At 41.9% G+C, this 14,265-nt stretch carries 16 protein-coding genes; all 16 read left to right on the top strand.

Annotated elements, in window-relative coordinates; translation table 11 throughout:
- Positions 1 to 5: 5 nt before the first annotated feature.
- The 16 genes from DIU38_RS19080 (at position 6) to DIU38_RS19000 (ending at position 14,249) form a co-directional block, all read left to right on the top strand.
- Positions 6 to 341 carry a translation initiation factor gene (locus tag DIU38_RS19080; RefSeq protein WP_112654859.1) on the top strand — a complete coding sequence of 112 codons (336 nt, stop codon included), beginning with the start codon at positions 6 to 8 and terminating at the stop codon, positions 339 to 341.
- Positions 342 to 775: 434 nt separating this feature from the next.
- Positions 776 to 1,609: a MotA/TolQ/ExbB proton channel family protein gene (locus DIU38_RS19075; RefSeq protein ID WP_090533930.1), complete on the top strand. Its 834-nt coding sequence runs from the start codon at positions 776 to 778 to the stop codon at positions 1,607 to 1,609.
- Positions 1,610 to 1,696: 87 nt separating this feature from the next.
- The gene (locus DIU38_RS19070; RefSeq protein WP_112654858.1) at positions 1,697 to 2,320 is read left to right on the top strand and encodes an ExbD/TolR family protein; all 624 of its coding nucleotides are present in this window, start codon (positions 1,697 to 1,699) and stop codon (positions 2,318 to 2,320) included.
- A gap of 6 nt (positions 2,321 to 2,326) precedes the next feature.
- On the top strand, positions 2,327 to 2,872 hold the full coding sequence (locus tag DIU38_RS19065) for an ExbD/TolR family protein (RefSeq protein ID WP_091175771.1): 546 nt from the start codon (positions 2,327 to 2,329) through the stop codon (positions 2,870 to 2,872).
- Between the two features lie 40 nt (positions 2,873 to 2,912).
- Positions 2,913 to 3,743 (top strand): energy transducer TonB, encoded by an 831-nt coding sequence (locus DIU38_RS19060; protein WP_090533925.1) that lies wholly within the window; start codon positions 2,913 to 2,915, stop codon positions 3,741 to 3,743.
- Between the two features lie 223 nt (positions 3,744 to 3,966).
- Positions 3,967 to 4,887, top strand: a complete 921-nt coding sequence (locus tag DIU38_RS19050; protein ID WP_112654857.1) for a PstS family phosphate ABC transporter substrate-binding protein — start codon at positions 3,967 to 3,969, stop codon at positions 4,885 to 4,887.
- A gap of 23 nt (positions 4,888 to 4,910) precedes the next feature.
- Entirely contained in the window at positions 4,911 to 6,599 is a 1,689-nt protein-coding gene (locus DIU38_RS19045; RefSeq protein ID WP_243770913.1) for a tetratricopeptide repeat protein, read from the top strand.
- A 176-nt stretch (positions 6,600 to 6,775) separates the two neighbouring features.
- A complete protein-coding gene (locus DIU38_RS19040; protein ID WP_090533920.1) occupies positions 6,776 to 7,147 on the top strand; it encodes an NADH-quinone oxidoreductase subunit A in 372 nt (123 codons plus the stop codon).
- A gap of 123 nt (positions 7,148 to 7,270) precedes the next feature.
- Entirely contained in the window at positions 7,271 to 7,813 is a 543-nt protein-coding gene (locus tag DIU38_RS19035; RefSeq protein WP_090533918.1) for an NADH-quinone oxidoreductase subunit B, read from the top strand.
- The gene (locus DIU38_RS19030) at positions 7,813 to 8,316 is read left to right on the top strand and encodes an NADH-quinone oxidoreductase subunit C (protein WP_112654855.1); all 504 of its coding nucleotides are present in this window, start codon (positions 7,813 to 7,815) and stop codon (positions 8,314 to 8,316) included. Before DIU38_RS19035 ends, DIU38_RS19030 begins: the two co-directional genes overlap by 1 nt.
- Before the next feature lie 138 nt (positions 8,317 to 8,454).
- Positions 8,455 to 9,666 carry an NADH-quinone oxidoreductase subunit D gene (locus DIU38_RS19025; protein ID WP_175490103.1) on the top strand — a complete coding sequence of 404 codons (1,212 nt, stop codon included), beginning with the start codon at positions 8,455 to 8,457 and terminating at the stop codon, positions 9,664 to 9,666.
- Positions 9,659 to 10,183, top strand: a complete 525-nt coding sequence (locus tag DIU38_RS19020) for an NADH-quinone oxidoreductase subunit NuoE family protein (protein WP_090533912.1) — start codon at positions 9,659 to 9,661, stop codon at positions 10,181 to 10,183. Before DIU38_RS19025 ends, DIU38_RS19020 begins: the two co-directional genes overlap by 8 nt.
- Positions 10,184 to 10,186: 3 nt before the next feature.
- The gene (nuoF, locus tag DIU38_RS19015; protein WP_112654854.1) at positions 10,187 to 11,545 is read left to right on the top strand and encodes an NADH-quinone oxidoreductase subunit NuoF; all 1,359 of its coding nucleotides are present in this window, start codon (positions 10,187 to 10,189) and stop codon (positions 11,543 to 11,545) included.
- Between the two features lie 168 nt (positions 11,546 to 11,713).
- Entirely contained in the window at positions 11,714 to 12,703 is a 990-nt protein-coding gene (locus DIU38_RS19010; RefSeq protein WP_371328329.1) for a 2Fe-2S iron-sulfur cluster-binding protein, read from the top strand.
- The gene (nuoH, locus tag DIU38_RS19005; protein WP_112654853.1) at positions 12,703 to 13,734 is read left to right on the top strand and encodes an NADH-quinone oxidoreductase subunit NuoH; all 1,032 of its coding nucleotides are present in this window, start codon (positions 12,703 to 12,705) and stop codon (positions 13,732 to 13,734) included. The genes DIU38_RS19010 and nuoH overlap by 1 nt, the downstream gene beginning before the upstream one ends.
- 17 nt (positions 13,735 to 13,751) lie before the next feature.
- Positions 13,752 to 14,249, top strand: coding sequence for a NuoI/complex I 23 kDa subunit family protein (locus DIU38_RS19000; protein ID WP_090533905.1), 498 nt, complete (start codon positions 13,752 to 13,754; stop codon positions 14,247 to 14,249).
- Positions 14,250 to 14,265 lie beyond the last annotated feature (16 nt).

Genomic DNA, 14,265 nt, shown 5'->3' with positions numbered 1-14,265 from the left:
TCAATATGGCTAAGAAAAATTTTACAGGCGTAGTTTACTCAACCGACCCCAATTTTCAATACCAGGAAACCGGTGGGGGAGGGGCCGAAACATTGCCGCCACAGCAGCAAAATCTTAAAATATATCTTGACCGTAAAGGAGGCAGCAAACTGGTTACGCGCATTGCGGGGTTTATTGGCGCCGATGCTGACCTGGAAGCGTTGGGGAAAAAATTGAAATCGAAATGCGGGGTTGGTGGCTCGATTAAAGACGGCGAAATACTGATCCAGGGCGATTTCAGGGATAAAATACTGCTGTTATTACAAACCGCCGGTTATAAAGCTAAAAAAGCCGGCGGGTGATCTGAAAAAAAAATAAACAATTATAAACCGGTAGTTTAACAAACTTATTTGAAAGAAGCATTTTTAAACAAAGTGCACAACTATCTGTTACAAAGCTTGCATCATAGTTAAAAGGTACAGATACCTTTTATAAACTTAAAAAAAACGGGCTATTTTAGCTTGGTAACACAAATTTTATGTGTTATCACTTGCTATTTTTAAAAAAAATGGTTTTCATTGCATATAATTGTGTTGGTAACACACAATAAAATTGTAATGTTGCGTTTATATTCACCAACAATACACAGAATGATATTCTGTATTAAAAAATTGTAAAGAATAACATAAATGGTTTTTTTAATTCAATAAAATTCTATTTTTGTTATTCCCAACAAACAGCGCATTTTAACTAACTTATAAAATAAACAAAAACAAAAACTAAAAATTCAAAAGTAATGGCAAACGCACCAACAAAACCAACTACTCCTGTTAAGAAAGAAAGCTCAAGTGCATCTGGCATGTTTGCTTCTTTAACCATTCCAATCTGTCTTATTGTTACAACTTGTATCTTTATATTCATTTTAGGTGATCCAAGTCACTTTAAAGGTGGTGATGTTAACGCTTACCCAACAGACATTTTCGGCACAGTTCACAGTGGTGGTGTTATCGTACCGGTGATCATGGGTTTCTTATTAATGGTTATCGTTTTCTCTATCGAGCGTTTCATTGTTATCAGCAAAGCTTCAGGTACTGGTAGTGTTGATAGCTTCGTAAGGAAAATCCAATCTCTTTTAAATGCCGGTAACATTGCAGGTGCTTCTGCAGAGTGCGACAAACAAAAAGGTTCTGTTGCTAACGTTATCAAATCAGCACTGAAAAAATATGGCGAAATGGAAGCTGAACCAAACCTTGACGTTGACCAAAAAACTTTAGCTATCCAAAAAGATATAGAAGAAGCTACAGCTTTAGAAATGCCAATGCTTGAGCAAAACTTAACTATCATCGCTACTTTGGTATCTATTGGTACATTAACCGGTCTGTTAGGTACGGTTGTGGGTATGATCAAAGCGTTCTCTTCATTAGCAACTGCCGGTGTACCTAACCAGGTTGAACTATCAGCTCACATTTCTGAAGCCTTGATCAACACTGCATTCGGTATCAGTACTTCAGCTATTTCAATTGTTATGTACAACGTATTTACATCAAAAATTGATAAGTTGACTTACGCTATTGACGAAACCGGATTTAGCATTGTACAAACATTTGCTTCATCTCACAAAAACAAATAAGAATATATTAGTGCTATGCCTCATGCACAATAAGTTAGGGGCAAGATAGTTAATACTGAAACACTATATATTTTTAAGAAATTTAACATGGCAAGGATAAAAGTTCCAAGAAAGAGCACCGCAATTGACATGACCGCTATGTGCGACGTGGCGTTTCTGCTGCTTACTTTCTTCATCATGACCGCAAAAGTAAAAACCGAGGATCCGGTACCTATTGATATACCAAAGTCTTCAATCCAGCAGCCAGTGCCTGAGTCTGATTTTGCTACAGTATCTGTAGGTAATCAAAAAGCTTTCTTTGGTGTTGAAGGTGTTGATATCCGTAAGGAAATGTTGAACCAGATGGGTTCGATATATCATATGACCTTTACCCCTGAAGAGCAAACACGTTTTTCTTCTATCAATTCATTTGGCGTGCCAATGAACCAGTTGAAACAGTTTATTGCTTTATCTGCCGATCAGCAAAAGAAATATGCACAGCCGGGTATCCCGAGAGACTCTGTTTCGGCAGAGCTTACCAACTGGATTCGCCAGGCCCGTATAGCTACCAAAGCCTTACACAACAAGGAACTTCGTTTAGCTATTAAAGGTGATAGCAAAGAAGAATATCCGGTTATAAAGGATGTTATCGGTATTTTGCAAAAGCAAAAAGTTAACAAGTTTAGTTTAATTACGGATTTGGGCAGCGCCGGTGGTGCTCCAAAAAAATAAAAGACCATGGCAGAATTAGATACCTCCGGGGGAGGCAAACATAAAGGCGGTAAGGTTCGCAGTAAGAAGCAATCGACCCGTGTAGATTTAACCGCAATGGTTGACCTGGCTTTCTTGTTGATCACCTTCTTCATCATGACCACTACACTCGCTAAACCAAAAGCGATGGACTTGGCCATGCCTGATAAGGATGAGAAAACAAAAGATCAGATGGATATTGCCGCTTCACGTTCGATGACCATTTTATTGGGAAGCGACGATAAATTGGAGTGGTACATCGGCGAGCCGGGAAAATCAGCGCCCACAATTGACAATTTTGGCCCTAACGGGTTGCGTAAAACGTTAATTGAAAAAAGCAAAGAAGTACAGCAAAAAACAGGCAAATACATGTTTGTTGTGATTAAACCAAGCGATAAATCAAAATATAAAAATATGGTTAGCACGCTTGATGAGATCAATATCGCCAATATCCAAAGCTATGGTATCGTTGATATAACAGCACCGGAGATTGAGTTGCTTAAAAAAGACGGCTTGTACAACGATAATAAATAATATTAAATAACGTTATAAACTTCCATTAAAGCCTTAACAGATGTTAGGATCAAAATTAGACATACTAAAGCAGGAATGGATCGACGTTGTTTTTAGTAATCGTAATAAAGCCTATGGCGCTTACGAGCTAAGGAAAGAGAATTCAAAAAACACCAGCAGGTCGTTGATCATTGCTATAGTGGTTTTTGTATTTATAGTTTCTTTGCCAACTATCATCAACAAGATCAAAGGTCTTATCCCAGCGAAAGACGAAAAAGTGAAGATAACAGACGTGGTTCTGTTACCTCCGCCACCGGTTGACCAAACCAAAAAACCACCTCCGCCGCCACCTGAACCACCAAAACCAAAGGTAGACCAGGTTCGTTTCCCTCCTCCGGTTGTAAAACCAGATAACGAGGTTAAGGAGAAAGATCCACCAACAGTAAAAGAGCTTGCTGTTGCCGATCCGGGTCAAAAAGACCAAAAAGGTGACCCTAACGCCGATATCAGAATTGATGAGCCGGTAGGTAACTCAGACGTTAAACAAGTGGTAGAAGCTGATCCTAACCAGATCTTTACTTCAGTTGAGCAGGTTCCAGAATTTGCCGGCGGTTTGGAGAAATTTGGTCAGTATTTGAGCAAAAACATTAGGTACCCGGCCGTAGCCCGCGAAAACAATACACAAGGACGTGTAATTTGTACATTCGTTGTGGAAAAGGATGGTTCTTTAACCGATATTAAGGTTGTAAGAGGCATCGGCAGCGGTTGCGACGAAGAGGCAGTTCGTGTATTGAAAAATTCACCAAAATGGAAACCGGGTATACAAAACGGTCGTCCGGTTCGTGTACAATACAGTGTTCCAATCAGCTTTACTTTAGCATCTGAAGAATAAGTAATGCCATTTAATTACAATAAAGAGCAAAAATCGCCCAAAAGGCGGTTTTTGCTTATTTTAGGAACTGCTGCATTTATTTGCTTTGTGGTTTTAGGTCTCATGATCATGTTTTGGGACGCGCTCCCGCTGCAACTGCAACATTATCAACGTTTACTTTTCGGTGCGTTTATTATAGGATACGCGATTTTGAGGTTTTCGAGATTGTTTAAGAAGGATCAGTATGAAGATTAAATTAGGGGTTGTATATGTATTGGTTTTAATTGTTTTAATAGCCGGTTTACAGGCTTGTAAGCAAAAACAAGTAAAATCCGTACCAACCGACAGCTTCAACGCCGGAAGAGCAACTTTCGTAGCCGATGAATCTTTTTCGCCTATAGTAGCACAGGAAGAATATGTTTACAGAAGCCGGTACCCCAACGCCGACCCGGTATTTATTTATAAAACAGAAAACCAGGCTGTAAATATGTTGTTAAACGACAGTGTCAGGCTTGCGGTATTATCGCGCACGCTTGATACCGCGGAGCGTAATATAATAACGCGCCGTACATTGAGTGTTGAGGAAGTACCTTTTGCAGTTGATGCAATTACATTGATAGTTAATAAGGCATCGAATGATACCGCTATTACTGTCGCTCAATTAAAAAAGGAGCTTAAAGGCCAGGGGAACGGAAATAAAACTATAGTTTTTGACAATCCGAACTCAAGTTTGGTAAGGTATTTGAAGGACTTCTCTGGTAATAAGGAGTTTAAGCAGAAGAATATATACGCGCTTAAATCAAATATCGAAGTTATTAAGTACGTAAGCGAACATCCTGACGCATTAGGCATTATAGGCTTTAGCTGGATTAATAACCCGGAAAAAGAGTATGCGGATTATGTTGAAAAAGTGAAAGTTGTAGGGGTTAGAGATGAAGGAAACAAACAGTATCCTAATGAATATTTTAAACCTTCACAAGAATCACTTGTCTTAAAACAGTATCCCTTGAGCAGGAGTTTATATTTGATCAATTGCTCAAGTAAGAATGGTTTGGCAGCGGGATTTGTTACGTTCCTGGCCAGTGATGTGGGGCAACGGATAATATTGAAATCGGGTTTACTACCTGATTCAATTCCCCCGAGAGAGATAATTTTAAAAAAGTAAACTATAACTAAATAAAGATGAAAATGATCAGTAAAATAGCTAAGGCTTCATTAGGACTGGTATTTTTAGGTTCATCATCAGTTTTTGCGCAAAGTCTTGCCGACGCCAAAAAAGCTATTGACGCCGAACAATATCAGAAAGCAGAGTCGATGCTCAAAACGCTTACTACTACTCAGCCAACTAAAGATGAAAACTTTTTTTATCTGGGTTGGGTGTACATTAAACAGGACTATGCTGATTCGGCGAAAGTCGTTTTCAATAAAGGTATTGCTGCAAATCCAAAATCAGCATTAAATTATGCCGGTTTAGGTGCTGTCGCTCGTTTGGATAAGGATAATTCCGGAGCAACAACCAACTTTAATCAGGCTGTAGCTTTGGCAGGTAAGGACGCAAAACCTTACACGTATGTAGGTTTATCATATTTGCTGCCTACTACTACCGATAAAAAAGTTGCGCCCGCTGATGCAGATGCTGCTATTGCAGTACTGACTAAAGGAAAAGCTATCAATGCAAAAGATGTTGATTTGCTTATCGCTTTAGGTGATGCTTACCGCTCTGTGTTAAAAAGTAACGAAGCGTACTCAAACTATTCTGACGCTTCTACGCTTGACCCTAAGAACCCAGCGGCCAAGGTAGCAACCGGTGTATTGTATAAATTTGCTAATAACTTTGATGGCTCTGAGCAGCAATTTAAAGATGCATTGGCTATTAATGCAAATTACGGCCCGGCTTACCGCGAATGGGCTGAAACCGATTTGCGCTGGTCTTTAACAGATCCTAAAATGGCTTCTGCTAAAATTAAAGAAGCTGTTGATCACTACAAACAATACCTGAGCTTAACAGATCAATCGGTAGAATCTCAAATGCGTTATGCCGACTTCTTGATTCTGGCTGGTGATTATAAAACCTTACAACAGGTAGCTACTGATTTGTCAAAATCAGCAAGCACCAATGCAAGGGTTTATCGTTACCTGGCTTATGCCGCTTACGAAAACAAAGATTATCAAAACGGTTTAACTGCAATCAACACCTGGTTCCAGAAAGCTGACCCAAAACGTATCATCCCGCGTGACTATTTATATCAGGGTCGTTTGCAAATGGCTACAGGTCAGGATTCAGTTGGTATCAATACTTTGAAAAAAGCTTTAGAGCTTGACAGCACTCAAACTGATGTTTACGGCGAAATTGCCAAAGCATTATATCACCAGAAAAAATATGAGCAGGCAGGTGATGCGTATCGCCAGGTTACTTTGAAAGCCGGCCGTAACGTAAAATTGACTGACTATTTTTACGAAGGTATCAGCTACTACTTTGGTTATGACGAAAAGAAACCAAATGCCGATTCACTGCTTGTAAGGGCAGATTCAGCCTTCAGCTACGTAAACCAAAAAAGCCCAACTACAGCTGATGGCTACTTGTACCGTGCTTATGTCAACGATATGAAAGAAAAAGATCGTAATAACATTAACGGATACGCTAAACCTTTCTATGAAAAATACATTGAGCTGGTAACTGCTAAAGGTGCCCCGGACGAAAAAGCTAAAAAGAGCCTTGCCAATGCTTATGCTTACTTAGGTACTTACTATGAGTACAAAGAAAAAGACGATGCTAAAGCGACCGAAAACTTTACTAAAGCCAGAGAAAATGATCCGACCAACAAACAGGCGGTAGCTTTCTTCCAACGCAAAGGTGGAGCCGGTAAAAGCAAATAAATAAACTTTAATTGATATGAAAGGCCTCTTTTAAAAGAGGCCTTTTTTGTTTACCCAATTTGAAAAATTGACCTGGAACGATAATTTGTTATCAAGATTAGTACTGAATTGCAGAAATGATTAACAACCTTATAAATCACACTTTTTTATTATTAAGGCATTAGTATATTTGCAGCATGGAAGCACAAAGTTTACCGGTTAATTATTTACCCATCATATTTCAAATGGTGGTTGCTTTAGGGTTTGTGGTAACAACAATGTTTGTAACGCATAAAATAGGGCCCAAAAGAAAAACAAAAGATAAGCTGACCCCTTTTGAGTCGGGTATTGAGGTGGTGGGTAATGCCCGTACACCAATCTCCATTAAATATTTCCTGGTGGCCATCTTATTTGTGCTGTTTGATGTGGAGGTTATTTTTATGTACCCCTGGGCGGTAAATTTCAAGGCTTTAGGTACTACCGGTCTTATTGAAATGTTTATTTTCATGGCGACACTTCTGCTGGGTTTTATCTACGTAATAAAAAAGGGAGCTTTAGACTGGGATTAAGTTTAGATTGATTCTAAATATACCCGCTCTATACCTGTAGTGTACTTTTTACATCGTTATTATTGTAAATTTGCTGCTATTATCCACATTTAGTGGTGATGGTTTTTCTATCAATTTAGTTCAATGAGTGATATTCAATTAGTTGATGCCCCTGCCGGAGTTGAAGGCGCCGGGTTTTTTGCTACCTCGCTTGATAAAGTAATAGGCATAGCACGCTCAAATTCATTATGGCCTTTACCATTTGCTACTTCGTGCTGCGGTATTGAGTTTATGGCCACCATGGCATCTCACTATGATCTTTCACGTTTTGGTGCCGAGCGTTTGAGTTTTTCACCACGACAGGCCGATTTGTTAATGGTTATGGGTACCATAGCCAAGAAAATGGCTCCTGTATTGCGCCAGGTATACCTGCAAATGGCCGAACCGCGTTGGGTAATGGCTGTTGGCGCGTGCGCTTCAAGCGGTGGCATATTTGATACTTACTCCGTTTTGCAGGGTATTGACGAAGTTATCCCGGTTGACGTTTACGTACCTGGTTGCCCACCGAGGCCAGAGGCTATTATAGATGGTTTTATGAATATTCAGGAGCTGGTAAAAACGGAATCCCTGCGCCGCAGGAGCGAGCCTAAATACCAGGAGTTATTAGCTAAATACGGAATTCAATAATGGCTAAAATACCTAACGAAGAGCTTATTAAAGCTATAGCCGATAGATTTGATACTTCAGTAACGGTTGTTGGTGAACCGTATGAACTGCTTACAGTTGAAACTGACCGTGAAACAATCATCGATCTGCTTACTTTCCTGAAAACGGATCCGGCCCTTAAATTCATTTTCCTGACAGATATTACAGGTATTCATTACCCTGAACAGGAAAAGCCGATAGGCGTTATTTATCACCTGCATAGCCTCACTACTAATGCCCGTATCAGGATCAAGGTATTTTTGGCCGATGCTGATGTGCATATCCCAACTGCTACGGTGCTTTGGGATGGTGCAAACTGGATGGAACGCGAAACTTATGACCTTTTCGGGGTGCTATTTGACGGTCACCCGGATTTGCGCAGGATTTTGAACGTAGATGATATGACCGCTTTCCCAATGCGTAAGGAGTTTCCGCTGGAAGATCCTAACCGTGTTGACAAGAAGGATTTCTATTTCGGAAGATAATACATAGATAGAAACAAGAAATTGAGACATAAGAAACAAGAAATAGGAAAGTAAGAAAGGGGGGAGAAGTTTTCCGTCTTGACTCTTTATTTCTTGATTCTTGACTCTAAAAATTCCTGACTCTAATTAATAATACTGATGCAAAATCATCCTGTATATACAGATAACGATCCGCAAAGCGAACTATCAACCCTTAACCTGGGGCCAACTCACCCTGCTACCCACGGGGTGTTTCAAAATGTGCTTCAGCTTGATGGCGAACGCATCGTTAGCGGTGTATCAACCATTGGTTATATACACCGCGCATTTGAAAAAATTGCCGAGCACAGGCCTTTTTACCAGATAACCCCGCTTACCGACCGTTTAAACTATTGCTCATCACCCATCAATAACATGGGCTGGCATATGACAGTTGAAAAGTTGTTAAATATCCAAACTCCAAAGCGCGTTGATTACTTGCGCGTAATTGTGATGGAGCTTGCCCGTATAGCCGATCATATCATTTGTAACGGTGTATTGGGTGTGGATACCGGCGCGTTTACAGGCTTCCTGTACATGATGGAGCACCGTGAGGCTATTTATGAAATATATGAAGAAGTGTGCGGATCGCGCCTTACAACCAACATTGGCCGTATCGGTGGTTTTGAGCGTAACTTCAACAGCCGTGCATTCGATAAGCTGCGCGCATTTTTAAAGAACTTCCCTAAAACCCTTAAAGAGTTTGAAAGCCTGTTTAACCGTAACAGGATCTTTGTTGACCGTACCAGGGACGTAGCTGCTGTTAGCGCTGAAACCGCTTTGAGCTACAGCTGGACCGGGCCGCTTTTACGTGCTGCCGGTGTTGATTACGACGTAAGGGCTATGAACCCATATTCATCATACGAAGACTTTGAATTTGAAGTGCCGGTAGGCGACAATGGTGATGTTTACAGCCGTTTTTTGGTTCGCAACGAAGAAATGTGGCAAAGCTTAAGGATCATTGAACAGGCTTTAGCCAAACTTGATAAAGAACCAAGCGATATTTTCCACGCTGATGTACCTGAATTTTACCTGCCTCCAAAAGAGGAAGTATATAATAACATGGAAGCTTTGATCTATCACTTTAAAATTGTGATGGGCGAAATTCCAACCCCCAAAACCGAGGTTTATCATTCGGTTGAAGGTGCTAACGGCGAGCTGGGCTTTTACCTGGTTAATGATGGTGGCCGCTCACCGTACCGTTTACATTTCCGCAGGCCAAGTTTCATCAATTACCAGATGTATGCACCAATGAGCCGCGGTATGTTATTATCAGATGCTATTATTAACATGAGTAGTTTAAACGTTATAGCCGGAGAGTTAGATGCTTAGAGTTGACGAAGCTCAGGAACCGGTTGAATTTTCGCCGGCACTGATCAGCAAATTTGATGAAATAGTTAGCCGTTATCCGCAGGGGAAGCAAAAATCTGGCTTACTGCCAATCCTTCACCTGGTACAGGCTGAGTTTGGCTGGGTAAGCGCGCCCGCGATGGATAAGGTTGCCGAATATTTAAGCATCCTGCCTATTGAGGTATACGAGGTTGCTACATTTTATACCATGTACTTTTTACGCCCGCAGGGCAAGTACGTGCTGGAAGTTTGCCGCACAAGCGGTTGCTGCCTGGTAGGTGCCGAAAAGATCATGGATCATATAGAGGAAACCCTTGGTGTAAAAGAAGGTGAAGTTACTCCCGACGGCTTATTCAGCTGGAGAGGGGTAGAGTGCCTTGCCGCCTGTGGTTTTGGCCCCGTATTGCAAATTGGCCCTGAATATACTTTTTATGAAAACCTGACCAACGAGTCGGTAGATAAATTGATCAGTGATTTAAAAGCGAAAGCTAAGAATTAAGTTATGGGACGGAAATTACTTTTAGAACATATAAACGTACCCGGCATCAACACATTTGATGTTTACCGTTCAAAAGGTGGCTATGCTTCTGTGGAGAAAGCATTGAAAACCATGTCGCCTGAGGCGATTGTTGAGGAGGTTAAAAAATCGGGCTTACGCGGTCGTGGCGGTGCGGGTTTCCCTACCGGTATGAAATGGAGCTTTTTGGCTAAGCCCGAAGGCGTTGCGCGTTACCTGGTTTGTAATGGTGACGAATCGGAACCTGGTACTTTTAAAGACCGCTACCTGATGACTTATATCCCTCATTTGCTGATTGAGGGCATGATTGTATCAAGTTTTGCGCTTGGTGCTAATACATCATACATCTACCTGCGCGGCGAAATGATGCCACAGGTAAGGATCCTGGAAAGAGCTATCGCTGAAGCAAAAGCAAAAGGCTTTTTAGGTAAAAATATCTTAGGTACCGGTTACGATCTTGAGCTTTACGTTCAGCCAGGCGGTGGCGCTTATATCTGCGGTGAAGAAACCGCTTTATTGGAATCATTGGAAGGTAAACGTGGTAACCCGCGCATCAAACCGCCATTCCCGGCTATCGCAGGTCTATACGGTTGCCCTACCGTTGTAAACAACGTTGAATCTATAGCGGCGGTTGTACCTATTATTAACGAAGGTGGCGACGAATATGCTAAAATAGGTATCGGTCGTAGTACAGGTACCAAATTGATCTCTGCAGGTGGTAACCTGAAAAAACCGGGGGTTTATGAAATTGAACTTGGTGTACCTGTTGAAGAATTTATATATTCTGATGAGTATTGCGGTGGTATCGCCAATGGCAAGCGTTTAAAAGCGGTTGTTGCGGGTGGTTCATCAGTGCCAATTTTACCGGCTAACCTCATCCTGAAAACTATCAATAACGAAGCCCGCTTGATGAGCTACGAGTCATTGTCAGATGGCGGTTTCGTAAGCGGTACTATGTTGGGGTCGGGTGGTTTCATCGCTTATGATGAAGATGCCTGTATTGTACGTAATACCTGGAACTTCGCGCGTTTTTATCACCACGAGAGTTGCGGACAATGTTCGCCTTGTCGTGAAGGTACCGGCTGGATGGAAAAAGTGTTACATCGCCTTGAGTATGGTCATGGCAAAATGAGCGACATGGACTTGCTGGTAGATGTATCTAAGAAAATAGAGGGAAATACCATTTGTCCGCTGGGTGACGCGGCAGCATGGCCTGTGGCCAGTGCTATTCGCCATTTCAGGGATGAGTTTGAATGGCACGTAACTAACGCCAGCGAAGCAACTTCAAGAAACTACGGTTTGGCACATTATGCTGATCCGTTGAAAGTTGCAGAGACAGCGTAAATATATAACTATATGTCATTGTGAGCGGAGCGTGGCAATCTCGTCGCATGAAAAGAATAGCTACGAGATTGCTTCGTGCCTCGCAATGACATAGTGGTTTAGCTTTTAAAATTGATTTAGAGGCGAAGAATTTTAGAAATTAACAAACGACGTTATTATTAAATGTCAATGAAAGTAACAATAGACGGAATAACCGTTGATGTAGAACCCGGAACAAGCATCCTGAACGCTGCAAGGCAAATAGGAGGTGATATTGTTCCGCCTGCAATGTGCTATTACTCTAAGCTGCAGGGTAGCGGCGGTAAATGCCGTACCTGTTTGGTTAAGGTTACCAAAGGATCAGAAAAAGATCCGCGCCCTATGCCTAAACTGGTGGCTTCATGCCGTACCGGTGTTATGGATGGGATGGAGGTACAGAATATTACTTCGCCAGAAGTTATTGAAGCCCGTAAAGGCGTGGTAGAAATGCTGCTGATCAATCATCCGCTTGATTGCCCTGTTTGCGACCAGGCCGGCGAATGCCACTTGCAGGATCTGGGCTTTGAGCATGGAGCAGCTAAAACTCGCTATGAATTTGACCGCCGTACATTTGAAAAGATCGACATAGGTGACAAAATTCAGCTGCATATGACCCGCTGCATCCTTTGCTACCGTTGTGTGTTTACTGCCGATCAAATTACCAATACCCGTTTACATGGCATCCTGAACAGGGGCGATCATTCTGAAATTTCCACTTACATCAGCAAAGCTGTTGATAACGATTTTTCGGGTAACATGATTGACGTATGCCCAGTAGGTGCTTTAACTGATAAAACTTTCCGCTTTAAAAACCGTGTTTGGTTTACCAAGCCTGTTGAAGCACACCGCGATTGCGATAAATGCTGCGGTAAAGTAACACTTTGGTATAAAGGCGAAGATGTGATCAGGGTAACTGGCCGTAAAGATGTTTATGGTGAAGTTGAGGAATTTATCTGCAATACCTGCCGATTCGATAAAAAGAAAACTGCCGATTGGGTTATTGAAGGCCCACGTAAAGTATCTCACCACTCTGTGATCAGCGCTAACCATTACGAGTTTACACCGCTGCCGGTTGTTAAAACCAACCCGGTACTGATGGAAGCTAATAAAGAACAATTTGAAAGGGAGACCCGCTTATAATGGAAACTACCGATTTAATATTCAGGATCGTACTGATCGTTGTGATTTTCGCTATCAGCCTGGTTGTGGCTATGTATTCAACCTATGCCGAACGTAAAGTTGCTGCATTTTTCCAGGATAGGATAGGCCCTAACCGTGCCGGTCCCTGGGGTATTTTACAACCCCTTGCCGATGGTGGCAAGATGTTTTTGAAAGAAGAGATCATCCCTACCAATGCAACCGGCTTCCTGTTCATTGTGGGCCCTTCACTGGCTATTTTAACTGCTTGCATCGGTTCGGCTGTTATTCCATGGGGATCGGCTATCCAAATTGGCGGTCGTACGTTTGATCTGCAGGTTACCGATATTAACGTAGGTGTACTTTACATTTTTGGTGTGGTATCATTAGGCGTTTATGGTATTATGATTGGCGGCTGGGCTTCCAATAATAAATACTCATTATTAGGCGCTATCCGCGCGGCATCACAAAATATCAGCTACGAAATTTCGATGGGTTTATCCATCATCGCATTGCTGATGCTTACCGGTACTTTAAGCCTTAAGGAAATCGCAGAGCAACAACATGGTTTTGCCTGGAATGTTTGGAGACAGCCACTTGGCTTCCTGCTGTTCCTGGTGTGTGCTTTTGCCGAAACTAACCGTTCACCATTCGATTTACCTGAGTGCGAAACCGAGCTTGTAGGTGGTTACCACACCGAGTATTCATCAATGAAATTAGGTTTTTACCTGTTTGCCGAGTATATCAACATGTTCATTTCATCGGCAGTAATGGCTACCCTGTACTGGGGTGGTTACAATTACCCTGGTATGGATTGGGTTGCGGCTCATGCCGGACCAACCATTGCACCGCTTATTGGCGTTGTTGTATTATTTGGTAAGATATTCTTCTCTATCTTCTTTTTCATGTGGGTGCGTTGGACTATCCCGCGTTTCCGTTATGACCAGTTGATGGACCTTGGCTGGAAAATATTAATTCCATTGGCCATCACCAACATCGTGCTGACAGGCGTGATTAGTACATTACTTAAATAGATTGGAGTTTTTAAAAAATGGAATCATTAAGCAATAAACGAAAAGTACTGGAAGTTAAGCCACTCAATTTTTTAGAGCGTGCTTACCTGCCGGCCATTGTGGGCGGTTTATCCACTACAATGAAACACTTTTTCAAAAAGCCGGTAACCATCAGCTATCCTGAAGAAAAGCGTGAATTTTCAGAAAATTTCCGTGGCATGCACTCGCTTAAACGCGATGAGGATGGCAGGGAGCGTTGCACAGCCTGCGGCCTTTGCGCATTATCGTGCCCGGCAGAAGCTATTACCATGACAGCTGCCGAACGCCAGAAAGGCGAGGAGCACCTGTACCGCGAAGAGAAATACGCTGCTGTTTATGAAATCAACATGCTGCGCTGCATTTTTTGCGGTTTATGTGAAGAGGCCTGCCCTAAGGAAGCTATTTATCTTGACGGTGATATCGTACCTGCCGACTACTTAAGGAAGGATTTTATTTACGGTAAAGACAAATTAGTAGAAGCACCCTTAAATCAATAAAGAAGTTTTATACCTT

The sequence above is a fragment of the Mucilaginibacter metallidurans genome (genome assembly GCF_003286435.2).
GTDB lineage: Bacteria > Bacteroidota > Bacteroidia > Sphingobacteriales > Sphingobacteriaceae > Mucilaginibacter > Mucilaginibacter gossypii.
Note: the sequence above shows the minus strand (reverse complement) of the source record. Positions and strands in the feature narration are given on the sequence as shown.

Excerpts from the sequence above, each read along its gene's own strand:
- DIU38_RS19080 (WP_112654859.1), top strand. The coding sequence starts at position 6 with ATGGCTAAGAAAAATTTTACAGGCGTAGTTTACTCAACCGACCCCAAT.
- DIU38_RS19075 (WP_090533930.1), top strand. The coding sequence starts at position 776 with ATGGCAAACGCACCAACAAAACCAACTACTCCTGTTAAGAAAGAAAGC.
- DIU38_RS19070 (WP_112654858.1), top strand. The coding sequence starts at position 1,697 with ATGGCAAGGATAAAAGTTCCAAGAAAGAGCACCGCAATTGACATGACC.
- DIU38_RS19065 (WP_091175771.1), top strand. The coding sequence starts at position 2,327 with ATGGCAGAATTAGATACCTCCGGGGGAGGCAAACATAAAGGCGGTAAG.
- DIU38_RS19060 (WP_090533925.1), top strand. The coding sequence starts at position 2,913 with ATGTTAGGATCAAAATTAGACATACTAAAGCAGGAATGGATCGACGTT.
- DIU38_RS19050 (WP_112654857.1), top strand. The coding sequence starts at position 3,967 with ATGAAGATTAAATTAGGGGTTGTATATGTATTGGTTTTAATTGTTTTA.
- DIU38_RS19045 (WP_243770913.1), top strand. The coding sequence starts at position 4,911 with ATGATCAGTAAAATAGCTAAGGCTTCATTAGGACTGGTATTTTTAGGT.
- DIU38_RS19040 (WP_090533920.1), top strand. The coding sequence starts at position 6,776 with ATGGAAGCACAAAGTTTACCGGTTAATTATTTACCCATCATATTTCAA.
- DIU38_RS19035 (WP_090533918.1), top strand. The coding sequence starts at position 7,271 with ATGAGTGATATTCAATTAGTTGATGCCCCTGCCGGAGTTGAAGGCGCC.
- DIU38_RS19030 (WP_112654855.1), top strand. The coding sequence starts at position 7,813 with ATGGCTAAAATACCTAACGAAGAGCTTATTAAAGCTATAGCCGATAGA.
- DIU38_RS19025 (WP_175490103.1), top strand. The coding sequence starts at position 8,455 with ATGCAAAATCATCCTGTATATACAGATAACGATCCGCAAAGCGAACTA.
- DIU38_RS19020 (WP_090533912.1), top strand. The coding sequence starts at position 9,659 with ATGCTTAGAGTTGACGAAGCTCAGGAACCGGTTGAATTTTCGCCGGCA.
- nuoF (WP_112654854.1), top strand. The coding sequence starts at position 10,187 with ATGGGACGGAAATTACTTTTAGAACATATAAACGTACCCGGCATCAAC.
- DIU38_RS19010 (WP_371328329.1), top strand. The coding sequence starts at position 11,714 with ATGAAAGTAACAATAGACGGAATAACCGTTGATGTAGAACCCGGAACA.
- nuoH (WP_112654853.1), top strand. The coding sequence starts at position 12,703 with ATGGAAACTACCGATTTAATATTCAGGATCGTACTGATCGTTGTGATT.
- DIU38_RS19000 (WP_090533905.1), top strand. The coding sequence starts at position 13,752 with ATGGAATCATTAAGCAATAAACGAAAAGTACTGGAAGTTAAGCCACTC.